14 protein-coding genes and 1 riboswitch are annotated in these 16716 nt (G+C 60.0%); of the genes, 8 read left to right on the top strand and 6 right to left on the bottom strand.

Features of this window, described 5'->3' with window-relative positions; genetic code table 11:
* Nucleotides 1-187: 187 nt before the first annotated feature.
* Nucleotides 188-290: riboswitch (S-adenosyl-L-homocysteine riboswitch) on the top strand.
* Between the two features lie 23 nt (nucleotides 291-313).
* From ahcY to ACZ9BB_RS26045, 4 genes are all read left to right on the top strand, one after another.
* Nucleotides 314-1723: an adenosylhomocysteinase gene (gene ahcY, locus ACZ9BB_RS26060; protein ID WP_476217460.1), complete on the top strand. Its 1410-nt coding sequence runs from the start codon at nucleotides 314-316 to the stop codon at nucleotides 1721-1723.
* A gap of 195 nt (nucleotides 1724-1918) precedes the next feature.
* Nucleotides 1919-2764 (top strand): methylenetetrahydrofolate reductase [NAD(P)H], encoded by an 846-nt coding sequence (metF, locus tag ACZ9BB_RS26055; protein ID WP_123719658.1) that lies wholly within the window; start codon nucleotides 1919-1921, stop codon nucleotides 2762-2764.
* A 189-nt stretch (nucleotides 2765-2953) separates the two neighbouring features.
* A complete protein-coding gene (locus ACZ9BB_RS26050; RefSeq protein ID WP_476217457.1) occupies nucleotides 2954-3769 on the top strand; it encodes a substrate-binding periplasmic protein in 816 nt (271 codons plus the stop codon).
* A gap of 222 nt (nucleotides 3770-3991) precedes the next feature.
* On the top strand, nucleotides 3992-5851 hold the full coding sequence (locus ACZ9BB_RS26045) for a DEAD/DEAH box helicase (protein ID WP_476217455.1): 1860 nt from the start codon (nucleotides 3992-3994) through the stop codon (nucleotides 5849-5851).
* A gap of 248 nt (nucleotides 5852-6099) precedes the next feature.
* On the opposite strand, the gene ACZ9BB_RS26040 is transcribed toward ACZ9BB_RS26045, so the two are convergent.
* Nucleotides 6100-6693: a YceI family protein gene (locus ACZ9BB_RS26040; protein ID WP_476217454.1), complete on the bottom strand. Its 594-nt coding sequence runs from the start codon at nucleotides 6691-6693 to the stop codon at nucleotides 6100-6102.
* Nucleotides 6694-6725: 32 nt separating this feature from the next.
* Entirely contained in the window at nucleotides 6726-7277 is a 552-nt protein-coding gene (locus ACZ9BB_RS26035; RefSeq protein WP_476217452.1) for a cytochrome b, read from the bottom strand.
* 421 nt (nucleotides 7278-7698) lie between these two features.
* Here ACZ9BB_RS26035 and ACZ9BB_RS26030 point away from each other — a divergent pair, with 421 nt between their 5' ends.
* On the top strand, nucleotides 7699-8496 hold the full coding sequence (locus tag ACZ9BB_RS26030) for a YncE family protein (RefSeq protein WP_476217450.1): 798 nt from the start codon (nucleotides 7699-7701) through the stop codon (nucleotides 8494-8496).
* Nucleotides 8497-8538: 42 nt separating this feature from the next.
* On the opposite strand, the gene ACZ9BB_RS26025 is transcribed toward ACZ9BB_RS26030, so the two are convergent.
* Complete coding sequence (locus ACZ9BB_RS26025) at nucleotides 8539-10314, bottom strand: flavin monoamine oxidase family protein (protein WP_476217448.1); 1776 nt, start codon at nucleotides 10312-10314, stop codon at nucleotides 8539-8541.
* A gap of 222 nt (nucleotides 10315-10536) precedes the next feature.
* Between ACZ9BB_RS26025 and ACZ9BB_RS26020 the strand changes: the two genes are divergently transcribed.
* Entirely contained in the window at nucleotides 10537-11943 is a 1407-nt protein-coding gene (locus ACZ9BB_RS26020) for an adenosylmethionine--8-amino-7-oxononanoate transaminase (protein ID WP_476217447.1), read from the top strand.
* A gap of 224 nt (nucleotides 11944-12167) precedes the next feature.
* Nucleotides 12168-12887, top strand: coding sequence for a 16S rRNA (uracil(1498)-N(3))-methyltransferase (locus tag ACZ9BB_RS26015; RefSeq protein ID WP_476217445.1), 720 nt, complete (start codon nucleotides 12168-12170; stop codon nucleotides 12885-12887).
* A 10-nt stretch (nucleotides 12888-12897) separates the two neighbouring features.
* Here ACZ9BB_RS26015 and ACZ9BB_RS26010 read toward each other — a convergent pair whose 3' ends face one another.
* Together ACZ9BB_RS26010 and ACZ9BB_RS26005 are read right to left on the bottom strand one after the other, a co-directional pair.
* Nucleotides 12898-13800, bottom strand: coding sequence for a transporter substrate-binding domain-containing protein (locus ACZ9BB_RS26010; protein ID WP_476217443.1), 903 nt, complete (start codon nucleotides 13798-13800; stop codon nucleotides 12898-12900).
* Nucleotides 13801-13827: 27 nt separating this feature from the next.
* Entirely contained in the window at nucleotides 13828-15102 is a 1275-nt protein-coding gene (locus ACZ9BB_RS26005) for a D-amino acid dehydrogenase (protein WP_476217441.1), read from the bottom strand.
* Nucleotides 15103-15182: 80 nt separating this feature from the next.
* Between ACZ9BB_RS26005 and ACZ9BB_RS26000 the strand changes: the two genes are divergently transcribed.
* Nucleotides 15183-16091: a LysR family transcriptional regulator gene (locus ACZ9BB_RS26000; protein ID WP_476217439.1), complete on the top strand. Its 909-nt coding sequence runs from the start codon at nucleotides 15183-15185 to the stop codon at nucleotides 16089-16091.
* Between the two features lie 5 nt (nucleotides 16092-16096).
* Here ACZ9BB_RS26000 and trhA read toward each other — a convergent pair whose 3' ends face one another.
* On the bottom strand, nucleotides 16097-16714 hold the full coding sequence (trhA, locus tag ACZ9BB_RS25995; protein ID WP_476217437.1) for a PAQR family membrane homeostasis protein TrhA: 618 nt from the start codon (nucleotides 16712-16714) through the stop codon (nucleotides 16097-16099).
* Between the last annotated feature and the right edge of the window lie 2 nt (nucleotides 16715-16716).

The raw sequence follows: 16716 nt of genomic DNA, 5'->3' as shown, positions 1-16716 counted from the left end.
CCGTCTTGCCGATTGATGCCGGCCATCATGGCAGAGCCCGGACTAGAGCTCTATCAAGCATCGACTATGGTCTCGATTACCGTTCGGGCATTGACCTTGCAGAAAGGCTTTGGAAGATCAGCATAGCCCGCTATAATCGCCCCCGTTTCAAAACGGTAACGTTCCATTGATACCGTTTTCCCGCCACCTGTCCGAGGGGCGCTGCAGCAGGTTCGACCTGTCAGGCTCGGATGGGGCGTTGACTGGCCATCACTGGCTGGACACTAAACGCACAACGGCGCCCATTCGCATACATTACGAATGGAGGCTCTTTATGAGCGCTGTTATCACGCCTGCAGATTTTAACGATTACAAAGTCGCCGACATGTCCCTGGCTGCCTGGGGCCGTCGCGAAACCATCATCGCCGAATCCGAAATGCCAGCCCTGATGGGTCTGCGTCGCAAATACTCCGTCGAGCAACCGCTCAAGGGCGCGAAGATTCTCGGCTGCATCCACATGACTATTCAGACTGCCGTGCTGATCGAAACCCTGGTTGCCCTGGGTGCCGAAGTACGCTGGTCGTCCTGCAACATTTTCTCGACTCAGGATCAAGCCGCCGCTTCCATCGCCGCTGCCGGCATCCCGGTATTTGCCTGGAAAGGCGAGACTGAAGAAGAGTACGAGTGGTGCCTGGAGCAAACCATCCTCAAAGATGGCCAGCCTTGGGATGCCAACATGATCCTCGACGACGGCGGTGACCTGACCGAGCTGCTGCACAAGAAGTATCCGCAGGTGCTGGATCGCGTCCACGGCGTCACCGAAGAAACCACCACCGGCGTTCACCGTCTGCTGGACATGCTGGCCAAGGGCGAGCTGAAAATCCCGGCCATCAACGTCAACGACTCGGTAACCAAAAGCAAGAACGACAACAAGTACGGCTGCCGTCACAGCCTGAACGATGCGATCAAGCGCGGTACCGACCACCTGCTGTCCGGCAAGCAAGCGCTGGTCATCGGCTACGGTGACGTGGGCAAGGGCTCGGCCCAGTCCCTGCGCCAGGAAGGCATGATCGTTAAAGTCTCCGAAGTCGACCCGATCTGTGCCATGCAAGCCTGCATGGACGGTTTCGAACTGGTTTCGCCGTTCATCGACGGTATCAACAACGGTACCGAAGCGAGCATCGACAAAGCGCTGCTGGGCAAGATCGACCTGATCGTGACCACCACCGGCAACGTCAATGTTTGCGACGCGAACATGCTCAAAGCCCTGAAGAAGCGCGCCGTTGTCTGCAACATCGGTCACTTCGACAACGAAATCGACACCGCTTTCATGCGCAAGAACTGGGCATGGGAAGAAGTCAAACCTCAGGTTCACAAGGTTCACCGTACCGGCGCGGGCGCTTTCGACGCTCAGAACGACGACTACCTGATCCTGCTGGCCGAAGGCCGTCTGGTTAACCTGGGCAACGCCACCGGCCACCCAAGCCGCATCATGGACGGTTCGTTCGCCAACCAGGTTCTGGCTCAGATCTTCCTGTTCGGCCAGAAGTACGCCGACCTGTCGCCAGCCCAGAAAGCCGAGCGCCTGACCGTTGAAGTACTGCCGAAGAAACTCGACGAAGAAGTGGCCCTGGAAATGGTCCGCGGTTTCGGCGGCGTGGTCACTCAACTGACCAAGCAACAGGCTGACTACATCGGCGTCACCGTCGAAGGCCCGTTCAAGCCGCACGCTTACCGCTACTGATTGGTCCTGCTGTCCGCTTCCTCAAGGGGAGCGGACTCATGCAGGAACCACGCGCTCTCGGTAGGAGCGAAGCTTGCTCGCGAACGCTTCACCACGGCGCTTCTGAAACACTGCGGCGCCTGTTTCGCGAGTAAGCTTCGCTCCTACAGAGAACGTAGCGGCCTGCAAGGCTTATACGCTTCCAAGGATATGACCATGTCCCAAGACCGTCGCTACAGCTTCGAATTCTTCCCGACGAAGACCGATGCTGGGCATGAAAAACTGATCGCCACTGCCCGTCACCTGGCGACCTTCAATCCCGACTTCTTCTCCTGCACCTATGGCGCTGGCGGTTCGACCCGTGATCGCACCCTCAACACCGTGTTGCAGCTTGAAAGCGAAGTCAAAGTCCCTGCCGCACCGCATCTGTCTTGCGTGGGCGACAGCAAGGACGACCTGCGTGGCCTGCTGAGCCAGTACAAGGCAGCCGGCATCAAGCGTATCGTTGCGCTTCGCGGTGACCTGCCCTCGGGCATGGGTATGGCCAGCGGCGAGATGCGTCACGCCAATGACCTGGTTGAATTCATTCGTGAAGAGACCGGTGATCATTTCCACATCGAAGTCGCCGCTTACCCGGAAATGCACCCGCAAGCGCGCAATTTCGAAGACGATCTCAACAACTTCGTGCGCAAGGCCAACGCCGGCGCCAACAGTGCGATCACCCAGTACTTCTTCAACGCCGACAGTTATTTCTACTTCGTCGAGCGTGTACGGGCCAAGGGTGTGAACATCCCGATCGTGCCGGGGATCATGCCGATCACCAACTACAGCAAGCTGGCGCGTTTTTCCGACGCTTGCGGTGCAGAAATCCCGCGCTGGATCCGCAAGCAACTGGAAGCCTACGGCGACGACACCCAGAGCATTCAAGGCTTTGGTGAGCAAGTCATCACCGAAATGTGCGAACGCCTGTTGCAAGGTGGCGCCCCCGGGTTGCACTTCTACACGTTGAACCAGGCTGAGCCGAGCCTGGCGGTGTGGAACAACCTGAAGTTGCCGCGCTAAAAGTCGTTAAACAAAGATCAGAAGATCGCAGCCTTCGATGGTCCCGCAGGGAAAACGTATCTCTGTGGAGCTGCCGAAGACTGCGATCTTTTGCTATTCGGTGCCCTTTTATTGTGCAGCAATGTCTTGAACCAGAGCTTCTGGATCCGGTTTCTGGCTCTTTATGATTTCTCGTCGTAATCTCAAGCCATGCCCCTGATCGCTCAGTTACTGACCGTGCTTCTGTTCACTTGCCTGAGCCTCACCGCCCGGGGCGAGAAGTTGCGTATTGTCACCGAACCCTGGGCGCCTTACGTGTATGAGGAAAACGGCACGTCTCTGGGGCTCGACTACGAAACCACCGCCATCGTCTTCAAGCGTCTGGGGATCGATGTGGAATGGCAATTCCTGCCGTGGAAACGCTGCCTGTCGATGCTTGAGCAAGGCCAGGCAGACGGTGCGCTGGATATTTTCCACAGCGATGAACGCGATGCGACCCTGCTCTATCCCAGCGAACCGCTCTCGCAAGTCGAGTTCGTGATGTTCTACGCCAACAAACGGCCCTTTCCATTTCGCACGCTGGACGATCTGAAAGGCCTGACCATCGGCACCTCGCCGGGCTACCTGTACAGCAAGGACTTCAGCGAGTCGACGCTGTTCACCCGGGAACCGGCGCCAACCCATGAAGCCAATTTCGGCAAACTGGTGCGCGGCCGGATTGACTTGCTGATCACCGATCGCCGGGTCGGCCAGTACCTGCTCGATCAATTGAACATCCGCGACAAAATCACCGAGAACCCGACCATCATCAGCCAGCAGAGCCAGTATCTGGCCGTACGCCGCAATGCCGGGATGGATTTGCTGGTGCAGCGCTTCGGTGCCGAGCTCAAACGTTTCAAGCGCGAGCCGGCCTATGCCGAACTCAGCGCCCGTTATGGCGCCAGCCCGGCCAGCGAAGCCCGGGCCGCCAGCGCCAATGCAACCGGCAAAAAAACCGTTGAGCAGCAGGAAAGCAGCGCGCAGTGATTGCTCTGTTATACTCCGGCCTTCCCGCCAGGCTCACGCCCGGACGCTCGGACTTGTTCAAGGCATCTCGATACCGCTACAGCGCAGCTTTTCAGCCCGCGCGGGCGCTCCAGACGAGCCTTCGAGACCCAGCAGGACCGGACGGGATTGCGTCCTCTTAAACGCCATTCGCGCCAGGCAAGACTCCCATTGGGCCAAGCCCTAACTAAAACAGGATTACTCATGTCCTTTGCTTCCCTCGGTCTCTCCGAGGCTTTAGTCCGCGCCATCGAGGCAGCGGGCTATACCGAGCCTACTCCGGTGCAACAGCGGGCCATTCCCGCCGTGTTGCAAGGTCGCGACCTGATGGTTGCGGCACAGACAGGTACTGGTAAAACCGGCGGCTTCGCCCTTCCGATTCTGGAGCGGTTGTTTCCCAACGGTCACCCGGACAAATCCCAGCGTCACGGCCCGCGCCAACCGCGCGTACTGGTCCTGACCCCAACCCGCGAACTCGCGGCCCAGGTACACGAAAGCTTCAAGGTCTATGCCCGTGACCTGAAGTTCGTCAGCGCCTGCATCTTCGGCGGTGTCGGCATGAACCCACAGGTTCAGGCCATGTCCCGCGGTGTCGACGTGCTGGTGGCCTGCCCCGGCCGTCTGCTCGACCTCGCTGGCCAAGGCAGCGTCGATTTGTCCCACGTGGAAATCCTCGTGCTGGACGAAGCCGACCGCATGCTCGACATGGGCTTTGTCCATGACGTGAAAAAGGTCCTCGCCCGCCTGCCGAGCAAGCGCCAGAACCTGCTGTTCTCGGCGACGTTCTCCAAGGACATCACCGACCTCGCCGGCAAACTGCTGCACAACCCGGAACGCATCGAAGTCACGCCGCCGAACACCACGGTCGAGCGGATCGAACAGCGCGTGTTCCGCCTGGCCGCCAACCACAAGCGTTCGTTGCTGGCGCACCTGATTACCGCCGGTGCCTGGGAACAGGTGCTGGTGTTCACCCGCACCAAACATGGCGCCAACCGCCTGGCCGAGTACCTGGACAAACACGGCCTCACCGCCGTCGCCATCCATGGCAACAAGAGCCAGAACGCCCGCACCAAAGCACTGGCCGACTTCAAGGCCGGTGATGTGCGCATCCTGGTCGCCACCGACATCGCCGCCCGCGGCCTGGACATCGACCAGTTGCCCCATGTGGTCAACTTCGAACTGCCAAACGTCGACGAAGATTACGTGCACCGTATCGGTCGTACCGGCCGTGCCGGTCGTTCGGGCGAGGCGATCTCGCTGGTGGCTCCGGACGAAGAAAAACTGCTCAAAAGCATCGAGCGCATGACCAAGCAGAAAATCGCCGATGGCGACCTGATGGGCTTCGACTCCAGTGCCGTGGAAGCCGAGAAGCCGGAAGTTCGCGAGCGTCCGGATGTTCGTAACCCGCGCAACCCACGTGGCCCGCGCGGCGACGGTCCGAACGGCAGCGGTGGCGGCGGCGGTCGTAAAGACAAAGGCAAGGACAAGGGCGGCAAGGAAAAACCGGCGGCGACTGGTCGTGGCGACCGTCCTGCACGTGAACACAAGCCTCGCGAAGGCACCCCGGCCCGCGAGCAACAGCGTCCGGCACCTCGCGCCGCCGCCGACCGTGCTCCGGACGAGTTCCTGGACGACGACATCGATAACTTCGGTAACCGCGTCGACTACGTGCCTCAAGCCAAACCGGCTCAGGGCCGTGGCCGCCGTCCGGGCGCTCCGGCACAAGGCGCAGGTGCGCCGCGCACCGGTCAGCCACAAGGTCGCCAGAACGGCCCGCGCAACAGCAGCGGCGCAACCACCGGCACGCCACCGGCCAAGCGCAGCGGCCCACGCAACGGCGCTCCACGTGACGGCCAGGCCCGTCGCGAAGAGTCCCGCAACCGCCGCCCGGCCCGTGACGAGCAGTCTCGTTCGGAACCGGCCGTGCAGAACCCGCGGGGTCCGGCACCGAAGATCATCCACAAGGAGTCGAAAAGCGATCGCTTCCCGACACCTGAGCAACTGGATCAACTGCCAGGCCGTCCACGCGGCGAAAAACCAGCGTTGCTGACCCGCAATCGCTGAGTTTTCCAAAGCCATGAAAAATGCCCCGGATCTCACGATCCGGGGCATTTTTTATGCCTCAACAAAAAACTTGTAGGAGCGAGGCTTGCCCGCGAAGACGTCATCCGCTGCACCGCAAAAACCGAGTCGCCCCCTTCGCCGGCAAGCCTGGCTCCTACAGGGTTATGTGCCGATCGGCCCTAATCCATCAGAAACAAAAAACGCCCCGGATCGCGAGATCAGGGGCGTTTTTGTTCAAGCAGCGAAATTCACTTCGCTTTCACACCTTCAAACGTAATGTACAGTTCGACCGCGTCGGACGCTGGGCCCAGGTCTTTCTGCTTGCCGAAATCGGAGCGCTTGATGCTGGTGGTGCCTTCGAAGCCGGCACGGTAGCCGCCCCATGGATCCTTGCCTTCACCCAGGAATGTGGCCTTGACCACGATTGGCTTGGTCACACCCAGCAGGGTCAGGTTGCCGGTTACGTCGGCAGTGTCTTTGCCTGCGGCGTTTTTACCGGTGGGTTTAACGCTGGTGGAGACGAACTTGGCGTCGGCGAATTTGCCCACGTTCAGGAAGTCACCGCTGGCGATGTGCTTGTCGCGTTCGGCGTGGTTAGTGAACACGCTGGCGGTGCGCACATTGAATTCGATCTTGCTGTCTTCTGGCTTGGTAGCGTCGAAGTTGAACTTGCCGTCGATATCCTTGAAGGTACCGATGATGTAGCTGTAGCCCAAGTGGCTGATCTTGAAGTCAACGAAGGCATGCTGGCCTTCTTTGTCGACCACATAGTCGGCCGCCATCACGTTGGCGGACAGCAGAGCAGAACCAATTGCCAAAGCGGCGAACGTTTTTTTCAACATGCTTTCTATACCTTTGGAGTCGAGGTTGAACATCAGGCTTTGCGCCCCAGCATTCGCGCCAGGGTCGCATCGCGATCGATAAAATGGTGTTTCAATGCTGCCAACGCATGGAGGCTGGAAAAAATTACCAACACCCAAGCCAGGTACAAATGAATTACACCCGCGGTGTCTGCCTGGTCCGGTAGTCCGGAAACCAGTGCAGGAACTTCAAACAGACCAAACACCGGAATCCCGACACCGTCTGCGGTGGAAATCAGGTAACCGGCAATCATCACAGCGAACAGACTGAGATAGAGGAAGGAATGGCCGAACCTGGCGCCAAGGCGCGTCATGCGGCTATAGCTTTGCAGGAGCGGTGGCGGTGGGCTGATGAAGCGCCACAACACCCGCAGCAACATGACGGCGAATAACACCAGGCCAATGCTCTTGTGCAGATCCGGTGCGTCTTTGCGCCAGGTGCTGTAGTAATCGAGACCGATCATCCACAACCCCAACGCGAACAGACCGAAGACCGCGAGCGCCACACCCCAGTGCATGAAGATGCTGACCCAACCGTAGCGGGAAGAAGAGTTACGTAGCTGCATTGCCCAAATCCTGTAAGAACTGCGCCCAAGACTATCGAGTTATCTATCGATTTAAAGCGGAAAATTTCGCTCTGAAATATCGAGAAATACGATCAAGACCTTGGAGTCGAGATGTTAAGAGAGTGTTAACCAAACCAAAATACCTTCAGGTGCAATCCCCATCTCCACCTCCAAAAGCTTCTACCACTCGTCAGAACTGTCATATCTGGCAGTAGATGCCATTACTGGTCATTGATGATCTTTAGCTCGGGTATTTGTCCGAGCGGCCGAAAAGGAGTTCTACCATGAGTCACAATTCGAGTTCACTCCCGTGATAACGCACAATCAATCCAATTCGATATCCGTAGGAGAAGGACCGCGTGGGATAGCCATCAGCAGTGATGGATCACGCGTTCTTGTTTGCAATTACATTTCAGGCAATGTGTCAGTCATCGATACCCGCAACAGAAAGGTAATCCACACCATTGCGGTCGAGCGTTACCCCCAAAGCATCGCCCTTAGCCCCGGCGGTAAAAGAGCTTACGTAACCAACTACGGTTCCGGTTCGGTTTCGGTTATTGATACCGAAACATACGCAGTGGGTAACGTTGCAGTGGGGACACACCCGTGGGGAATCGTCGCGAGCCGGGACGGCAAGCATATTTACGTCACGGTTCGACAGGATAAAGAATGGCTGGCAATTATTGATGCCCGCACTTATGCGGTAACCAGACTGCGAGGGTTGCCCTCACCGTCCATCAGTGTGGATATCAGCCAGGACAATTCACGTCTTTATGTTTCCAGCACCAACGCCCCTGGCGGCCCGTATCAGGACGCACTAACGGTCATCAGTAGCGAGACCTTCAAAGTCATCGGCATCTTCAAAACCGAACAATATCCATCAGCCGTTACCGTCAGTCCCGACGGCAGAAAAGTGTATGTCGTGGGCCTGGACGCCCGAAAACTTACCGTGCTGGACACCCGGTCATCGACTACCCGGCATTTCGATTTTGTGACTTGCGAAGGAAAAATAGTGTTCGGCAAAAATAACGCTTATGCCGTTGATCAAACCAACAAGGAGATCGTGGAAGTGAATACCGCCACGCATGAGATTGTTCGCAGGCTGCCCATCCCTGGTGCTGTAGAACCGTATGACATGGTTCTTGGTCGACGCAACCGTGCCTATGTCAGCGACTATCAAAGCGACGAAGTTCATATCGTCGATCTGCCTAAGGCATAAAAAAACGCGGCATCACTGCCGCGCTTCTTTTGATCCCGAAACTTACTGCGTCTTGGTTTCAGTCGCCGCCGGGGTCTTCGCAGCGGTAGTCACCGCTGGTTTCTTCACCGGTTCAACCTTTTTCGCCGTCGCCTTGGTCGGAGCCTTTTTGGCCTCGGCTTTGGCAGCAGGTTTTTTCACTGGCGCTTTGGCCGGTGCCTTTTTGGCAGGCTCCGCCTTCACCGGTTCCACAGGCTTGGCTGCCTCAACCGGTGCTGGCGCCGGGGTTGGAGCAACGACTGGGGCGGGTGCCGGAGCAACCGGTGCCACGGGCGCTGGCGCCTTGGCCGGTTCCGGTTTGTCGTCAGAACCACCGAACAGGTTGGTGAAGAAGTTGCCTTTCTTCGCCGCCACTGCACCTGCCGCTGCTGCGGTCGCTGCCGGCACAACTTTCGCCGGCTCAAACGATTTGCCCGCTGCCAGGTCTTCCAGCTGACTGGCTGCACGCTGACCGGTGCGCAAGGCGCCTTCCAGGGTGCCTGGGTACAAGGTGTCAGTGTGCTCGCCGGCAAACGCTACACGTTGCAGCGGACGCTCCCACAGGCGCCAGTATTTGCTGATCTGCCCCGGGCCGAAGGCCAGGTAAGCGCCGCCCATTGACGGGTCGGTGCTGTAGCGGCGGATTTCATAACCGGTGAACGAACCGCGTGCCTGTGGATAAAAGGCGTGCAAACGAATCAGCACCTGATCGGCCATTTGCTTGTCGCCGAAGGCCTGCATCACCCGCGCGTTGTCGCCGGAAATGTTGATCACCACGTTGGCGCCGCCCTTCAAGGCCGGCTCGATCCACAGCATGCCCAGACCGGCGTTGCTGTAGATCTCGCCAGACATGCGCGCCTTGCTTTCCCACACTGGCGTCTTGAACTTCAGCATGATCTGGTCACGCCAGCCGTAGTTGGTGCCTTTGATGGCGCCCATGTGCTGGGCGTCCAGCGCCGGAGTCATCTGGATTTTGTTCAGTGCGCGCAATGGCACGGCCAGCACGACGTAGTCCGCCTGATAGCCAACGCTGCCGACCTTCACGGTCACGCCGTCCTTGTCCTGGGTAATGGACGAAACCGGGGAGCTGGTCTTGATGGTTTTCAGTTGCTTGACGAAGGCCTGGGCCAGCACCGGGCTGCCGCCGGGCAGGCGCGAGGCACGCAGGTCACGGTCGGCAACGCCACGGTAGACGCGGCTTTGTTGTGCGAAATACAGCAGCGACAGGCGCGAAGGTTCGTCGTAACGGGTACGAATCTCCTGATTCACCAACTGACGCGCAGTGGCTGGCAGGTTCAAGCGATCGAGCCAGTTGGCTACGTTGATCTGGTCCAGGGCGAACAGCGTGCTGTTGGCGGCCGGGTTCTGCGGGTCTTCGATCGAGCGCGCCAGATCATCCAGAGTCTTTTCGTAGCGTTTCAGCGCATCGGCGGTGGCCGGCTGTTTAGTCGCCAGATCGGCGGCGCTGAAGTATTCACCATCGATCAGGTAACCCGGGGTCCGCACGAACTCAGGGGCTGGCGTGGTGCTCAGTTTGAACGTCGAGATGTACTTGTTCAAAACCGGCTGGGTCTTGTCGTTGCCGATCCACTCACTGGTGGCCATGCCGGAGCGACCGCCCAGGGTCGGCTTGGCTTCCAGCAGGGTGACCTGCCAGCCTTTGTTCTGCAGCTCGTACGCCGCGGTGAGGCCCGAAAGCCCGCCGCCGACCACGATCGCCGTTTTATCCTTGGCCAGCGCCGAAACGCTGAACAGCCCCAACATCACCAACGCACAGGCGCGCAGCCAACCAGCAGACATTCAGCGAACTCCGGAAATACACGAGGAAATAGCGGTTTTACGAGTCAGACGACTCAAAGAACCGCGAAGAATACGTCAGCCATCAAAACGCCGCCAGCGACGTCTATCTCCTTATACAAAGTAGCTCAATCGACACAATGGGTTGTCCCGATGACGCGCATTGCATAGGCTTGCGCGATTGTTTGCCCGCGCACCAAGCGAGCCGCCTCGAGGAGACTGAACATGGGCCTGAATAATCAGTGGATGCAACGCGATCTCGCGGTGTTGTGGCATCCCTGCACCCAGATGAAAGACCACGAACAGCTGCCGCTGATCCCGATCAAGCGCGGCGAAGGCGTCTGGCTGGAAGACTTCGAAGGCAAACGCTACCTCGACGCGGTCAGCTCCTGGTGGGTCAACGTGTTCGGCCACGCCAACCCGCGGATCAACCAGCGCATCAAGGATCAGGTCGACCAGCTGGAACACGTGATCCTCGCCGGTTTCAGCCATCAGCCGGTGATCGAACTGTCCGAGCGTCTGGTGAAGATGACGCCCGAAGGCCTGACCCGGTGCTTCTATGCCGATAACGGTTCGTCGTGCATCGAAGTCGCGCTGAAAATGAGCTTTCACTACTGGCTCAACCGCGGCCAGCCGAACAAGAAACGCTTCGTCACCCTGACCAACGGCTACCACGGCGAGACCATGGCGGCGATGGCGGTGGGCGACGTGCCGCTGTTCACCGAAACCTACAAAGCCCTGCTGATGGACACCATCAAGGTGCCAAGCCCCGATTGCTACCTGCGCCCCGAGGGCATGACCTGGGAAGAACACTCGCGCAACATGTTCGCCGCCATGGAGCAGACCCTGGCCGACAACCACGACACCGTGGCCGCGGTGATTCTGGAGCCGCTGATTCAGGGCGCCGGCGGCATGCGCATGTACCACCCGGTGTACCTCAAGCTGCTGCGTGAGGCCTGCGACCGCTATGGCGTGCACCTGATCCACGATGAAATCGCCGTTGGCTTCGGTCGTACCGGAACGATGTTCGCCTGCGAACAGGCCGGCATCCGCCCGGACTTCCTCTGTCTGTCCAAGGCCCTGACTGGCGGTTACCTGCCACTGGCGGCGGTGCTGACCACCGATGAGGTCTACAGCGCCTTCTACGACGACTACCCGACCCTGCGCGCCTTCCTGCACTCTCACAGCTACACCGGCAATCCGCTGGCGTGCGCGGCGGCATTGGCGACGCTGGATATCTTCGAAGAAGACAACGTCATCGAGAACAACAAGGCCCTGGCTCAACGCATGGCCTCCTCCACCGCGCATCTGGTCGATCACCCGAACGTTGCCGAAGTGCGCCAGACCGGCATGGTGCTGGCCATCGAGATGGTCAAGGACAAAGCCAGCAAGACCGCTTACCCGTGGCAGGAACGTCGCGGTTTGACGGTGTTCCAGCATGCACTGGAACGCGGTGCTCTATTGCGGCCGCTGGGCAGCGTGGTGTATTTCCTGCCGCCGTACGTGATTACCCCGGAGCAGATCGATTTTCTGGCCGAGGTGGCCAGCGAAGGCATCGACATCGCCACCCGTGACAGCATCAGCGTGGCGGTGCCGAAGGACTTTCATCCGGGTTACCGTGATCCGGGCTAACAGCCTTATGCAAATCCCTGTGTGAAAGAGCTTCTGTGGCGAGGGGGCTTGCCCCCGTTGGGTCGCGAAGCGGCCCTAAAACCGGCCACCGGGTTTTGTCAGTTAAAACGCATCAGCCAGATTTACGACTGCTGCGCAGCCGAACGGGGGCAAGCCCCCTCGCCACAAAAGCCGTTGCCGCAGATCAGTGCCAAGCTACATTCGACTTTTTACAGAGACCCAAGATGAGACTGTCCCGCTTCTTTATCGACGCCCCCTTGAGCACCGGCGAACACGAGTTGCCCGAAGCCCAGGCGCATTACATCAGCCGCGTGCTGCGCATGGCCGAGGGTGATGCGGTGCAACTGTTCGATGGCTCGGGCCATGAGTTTCGCGGCACGCTGGCGGAAGTCGGCAAGAAGCGCGTCGTGGTGAACATCGATGAAAGCTTCGCCGGGCAGGTCGAGTCGTCGCTTGCGGTCCATCTCGGCCAGGGTTTGTCCCGTGGCGAGCGGATGGACTGGGCGATTCAGAAAGCCACCGAACTGGGCGTCAGCGAAATCACCCCGATCTTCACCGACCGCTGCGAAGTCCGCCTCAAGGACGAGCGTGCCGACAAGCGCTTAATGCATTGGCGTCAGGTCGCGATCAGCGCTTGCGAGCAATGCGGGCGCTCACGGGTGCCGGTGATTCATCCGCCGCTGCTATTGGCTGATTGGCTGAAGCAGACGCAAGCCGAATTGAAACTGGTGCTGCACCCGGTGGCCGAGCCGCTGGTGAGCCATGCGAAACCGGCGACGCTGGCGTTTTTGATCGGCCCGGAAGGCGGGTTGTCCGACACTGAAGTCGAACAGGCCAAGGCCGGCGGCTTTCACGCCGCCCGCCTCGGCCCTCGAGTGTTGCGCACCGAAACCGCGCCTGTGGTGGCGCTGGCGGTAGCCCAGCAGTTGTGGGGCGACTTCTAGGTTTCAGGAATTACTGCACCGGATCACTCACCGGCTTGGCGATGATCGCCTTGAGTTCGCTGGTCATCGGAAACTCAAGGTTCAAACCTTTAGGCGGAATCGGCTGCTGGAACCAGCGGTTGTAGATGCCGTTGATTTCCCCTGAACGGTACAAATCGGCGAGCGTCGAGTTCACCAACTCGAGAAATTGCGGATCGCCTTTGCGCACCATGCAGCTGTAGATTTCCCGCGATTGCTCCTCGCCCACCACGACCCAGTTATGCGGATCGCGAGCCTTGGCTCGTTCGCCGTAGAGCAGCGCATCATCCATATAGAACGCCGCCGCCCGCCCTGACTGCAGCATCTGGAATGCTTCGCCGTGGTCCTTGGCGCTGATCACGAACATATCGATCTTGTGATCGACGTTGTAACTCTTCAGAAACCGCTCATTGGTGGTGCCGGCGGTGGTCACAACGTTCTTGCCGCGCAGATCGGCGAAGCGCTTGATGCCGCTGTCCTTCGCCGTGAGCAATTGCCCCTTCACGTAGATAAACCCGTAGGAAAATGCCACTTGCTGCATGCGCTCGGCGGTCACGCCGGTGGAGCCGCATTCAAGGTCGACCGTGCCGTTCTGCACCAGTGGAATACGCGTTTGCGAGGTCACCAGGTTGTACTTCACCTGCAGATCCGGCCGCTCGAGTTTTTGTTTGATGCGCTCGACAATCTTGCTTGCCAGGTCCACCGAATAGCCCATCGGCTGCCCCGTGTGATCACCCACGTAAGAGAACGGCACCGACGCGTCGCGATAACCCAGCGTGATGCTGTTGGCATTGGCGACCTTGTTCAGCGTGCCGGTCAACGGCGCTTCATTGGCCTGGACCTGGCTGCCGAGTAGCAGACCGAGGGTGCAGCCGATCAACGTGATTTTTTGCATTGTTATTCTCCGTTGTGGGTTAAGCGTTTAGCAGCGGGCGACACGGGGTGCGAGGCCCTGCATTTCGATCGAGGGGGCGCGCTGGGTAATTAAATCGCCAAGCAGCCGAGCGCTACCGCAGGCCAGGGTGAAGCCCAGGGCGCCATGGCCAAGGTTGAGCCAGAGGTTGCGGTACGCCGTGGCGCCAATCAACGGCACGCCGCTGGGGGTGGCCGGGCGCATGCCGGCCCATTCGATGGCGGCGTCGTAATCGCTGGCATTGGGCAAGGTCTCCCGGGCCTGGCGTTTGATCAGCGCCAGACGCTTGGGATCGAGCGCCGGGTCGAAGCCGACAATGTCGACCATCGCCGCCACACGCAGTTGTGCACCGATGCGGGCGTAAACGATCTTGCGGTTGTAATCGGTGATGCTCAGCTCTGGCGCGCGGTGTTCGGCGCGGATCGGCATGGTCAGGCTATAGCCCTTGAGTGGGTACAGCGGCAGGTTCATGCCCGGCAACGCCAGCGCCGGGCTGCGATGACCGGCAGCGATCACCAGGTGCTCGACCGGCAGCACCTGCGCGCCCATTTCGACGGCCTGCACCGCGCCGTCCCCGTGGCGAATGCCGGTGACCGTGCGGCCCAGCAAGAATTCGCAACGCCCCGACGCCTTGAGCCGGGCTACCAGTTGCATACAGAAAGCATGGCAATCGGCGACTTCTTCATCGGGCGTGTAGATCGCGCCCACGAATGGCGCCTCGGCGAGCGCTGGCTCCAGCTGCGCACACTCGACGCGGGACAACACCTGTTGCTGTTGCGGATCAGCCAGACATTGGTGCGCATGCTCGAAACTCGCGGCTTCCCGAAACGTCACCAGTTTGCCGTTGCGCCGCCAGTCGAAACCGTCGAGGCGATCTTCGTCGCGCCAGCCTTGCAGCGTGGCCTGGCTCAGCAGCGCCAGGCGCAGCAGATGTGCGCCGTTGCGCTGATTCACCGAACGACGGCAGGCCGCCAGAAAGGACGCCATCCAGCGCCATTGTGCCGGGTCCAGGCGCGGGCGCAGCTTCAGGGGCGAGTCACCGCGCAGCATCCAGCCAAGCGCCTGCAACGGTACGCCAGCATCGGCCAGTGGCGCGACATAGCGGTAGGACAACTGGCCGCCGTTGGCGAAACTGGTCTCGCTGGCAAACGAATCCCGGGCCTCGATCAGCGTCACGTCGATGCCGTCGCGAACCAGTGCGTAAGCCGTTGTCAGCCCGATGACGCCGCCACCGATGATGCAAACCCGCTGAACCATGTCTGTCCTTAAGCGTTGTCGGAACATGCCTCAGGTTAGGACCAGGTGACAGACGTTGAACAATGCATAAAGATGCCTGCCCCATAAACAAAGGTTATGGACTTGCCATGCGACTGCGACACATAGAGATTTTCCAGGCCATTCGCCAGACCGGTTCGGTCAGTGGCGCCGCCCAGTTGCTGCACGTGTCGCAGCCGGCGGTGAGCAAAGTGCTGCAACACGCCGAACAGCAATTGGGTTTTCCGCTGTTCCTGCGGGTGCGCGGCAAATTGCAGCCGACGCCCGAAGCCCTGGAGCTTGAACGCGAGGTCGACAAGGTCACTGAAAGCCTGCAAGGCGTGCGACGCCTGGCCCAGAGCCTGCGCCGCAAGCCGGGCCACAGTGTACGGATCGGCGCGATCCCGGCGCTGGCCTTGTCGCTGCTGCCGCCGGCGATCAACGAATGGACGCAACGCTACCCGGAAATCGCCTGCGAACTGTCCAGCGCCCATAGCCGCGAGCTGATGCAGAATTTGTTGATGCGCGAAGTGGATGTCGCCCTGACGCTGCAACCGCCGGATCATCCAGGCCTGAAGGCGCAGGCCCTGGCCTGTGGAATGCTGGTGGCGCTGGCGCCAAAGGGCTATTGGGCCGACGACACCCTCGGTAAACCGCTGCCGTTGATCGAACTGGCCGGTGCGCCGCTGATCGGCCTGTCCAGCGCCGACCCGCTGGCCGCCAGGCTCGACAGCTACCTTGAGGCAGTCGATCCGCCGCCAAAGGTACGCATCGCCGTGCAAACCTATTCGCTGGCACGGGCGATGGTTGAATCCGGGGCCGGGTTGGCGGTGATCGATCCCTTCACCGCACTCAGCGCGTCCCCCTCCACCACGGCGATTCGCCCTCTGGCACCAGCGCTACCGATCACCCTGTACGCGGTGACCCGCGCCGACGAACCGCCGCCGCACACCTTGAACGATTTATTGCAGGTGTTCAGCCGACGGGCGCAAGCGCAACTGGATCGCTTGATCCCGTAGCGGCCTCAAAGGACATAAAACAGAATCGCCACAAAGTGCAGCAAACTCCCGGCGATCACGAACAGATGCCAGACCCCATGGGCATGGCGCAGACGATGGTCGAGGGCAAAAAAGATAATGCCTACGGTATAGAGCACCCCGCCCGACGCCAGCCAGGCAAAGCCGACAGGGCCCAGCGCCGCCAGCAGTGGCTTGACCGCCACCAGCGCGATCCAGCCCATCACCGCATAAATCACGATCGACAGAATCCGCGCTTCCGAGCGCGGCTTGATCTCTTGCAGGATGCCGATCAGCGCCAACCCCCAGACTATCCCGAACAGCGTCCAGCCCCACGCCCCGCGCAGGGTCACCAGGCAGAACGGTGTGTAACTGCCGGCAATCAGCAGGTAGATCGAAAAATGATCAACCTTCTGCATGATCGCTTTCTTGCGCCCGCGCACGCTGTGGTACACGGTCGAGGCGCTGTAGAGCACCAGCAAGGTGAACACATAAATCGCCACGCTGACGATCTTCCACGGACTGCCGTCCATGCTGGCGATCACCAGCAGCCACACGCCCCCGACAACCGCCGCCACCGCCCCGACCAAATGCGTCCAGGCGTTCAATCTTTCTCCGTGATACATGT

The sequence above is a fragment of the Pseudomonas sp. TE3552 genome (assembly GCF_056278945.1).
Note: the sequence above shows the minus strand (reverse complement) of the source record. Positions and strands in the feature narration are given on the sequence as shown.

Excerpts from the sequence above, each read along its gene's own strand:
- ahcY (WP_476217460.1), top strand. The coding sequence starts at position 314 with ATGAGCGCTGTTATCACGCCTGCAGATTTTAACGATTACAAAGTCGCC.
- metF (WP_123719658.1), top strand. The coding sequence starts at position 1,919 with ATGTCCCAAGACCGTCGCTACAGCTTCGAATTCTTCCCGACGAAGACC.
- ACZ9BB_RS26050 (WP_476217457.1), top strand. The coding sequence starts at position 2,954 with ATGCCCCTGATCGCTCAGTTACTGACCGTGCTTCTGTTCACTTGCCTG.
- ACZ9BB_RS26045 (WP_476217455.1), top strand. The coding sequence starts at position 3,992 with ATGTCCTTTGCTTCCCTCGGTCTCTCCGAGGCTTTAGTCCGCGCCATC.
- ACZ9BB_RS26040 (WP_476217454.1), bottom strand. The coding sequence starts at position 6,693 with ATGTTGAAAAAAACGTTCGCCGCTTTGGCAATTGGTTCTGCTCTGCTG.
- ACZ9BB_RS26035 (WP_476217452.1), bottom strand. The coding sequence starts at position 7,277 with ATGCAGCTACGTAACTCTTCTTCCCGCTACGGTTGGGTCAGCATCTTC.
- ACZ9BB_RS26025 (WP_476217448.1), bottom strand. The coding sequence starts at position 10,314 with ATGTCTGCTGGTTGGCTGCGCGCCTGTGCGTTGGTGATGTTGGGGCTG.
- ACZ9BB_RS26020 (WP_476217447.1), top strand. The coding sequence starts at position 10,537 with ATGGGCCTGAATAATCAGTGGATGCAACGCGATCTCGCGGTGTTGTGG.
- ACZ9BB_RS26015 (WP_476217445.1), top strand. The coding sequence starts at position 12,168 with ATGAGACTGTCCCGCTTCTTTATCGACGCCCCCTTGAGCACCGGCGAA.
- ACZ9BB_RS26010 (WP_476217443.1), bottom strand. The coding sequence starts at position 13,800 with ATGCAAAAAATCACGTTGATCGGCTGCACCCTCGGTCTGCTACTCGGC.
- ACZ9BB_RS26005 (WP_476217441.1), bottom strand. The coding sequence starts at position 15,102 with ATGTTCCGACAACGCTTAAGGACAGACATGGTTCAGCGGGTTTGCATC.
- ACZ9BB_RS26000 (WP_476217439.1), top strand. The coding sequence starts at position 15,183 with ATGCGACTGCGACACATAGAGATTTTCCAGGCCATTCGCCAGACCGGT.
- trhA (WP_476217437.1), bottom strand. The coding sequence starts at position 16,714 with ATGTATCACGGAGAAAGATTGAACGCCTGGACGCATTTGGTCGGGGCG.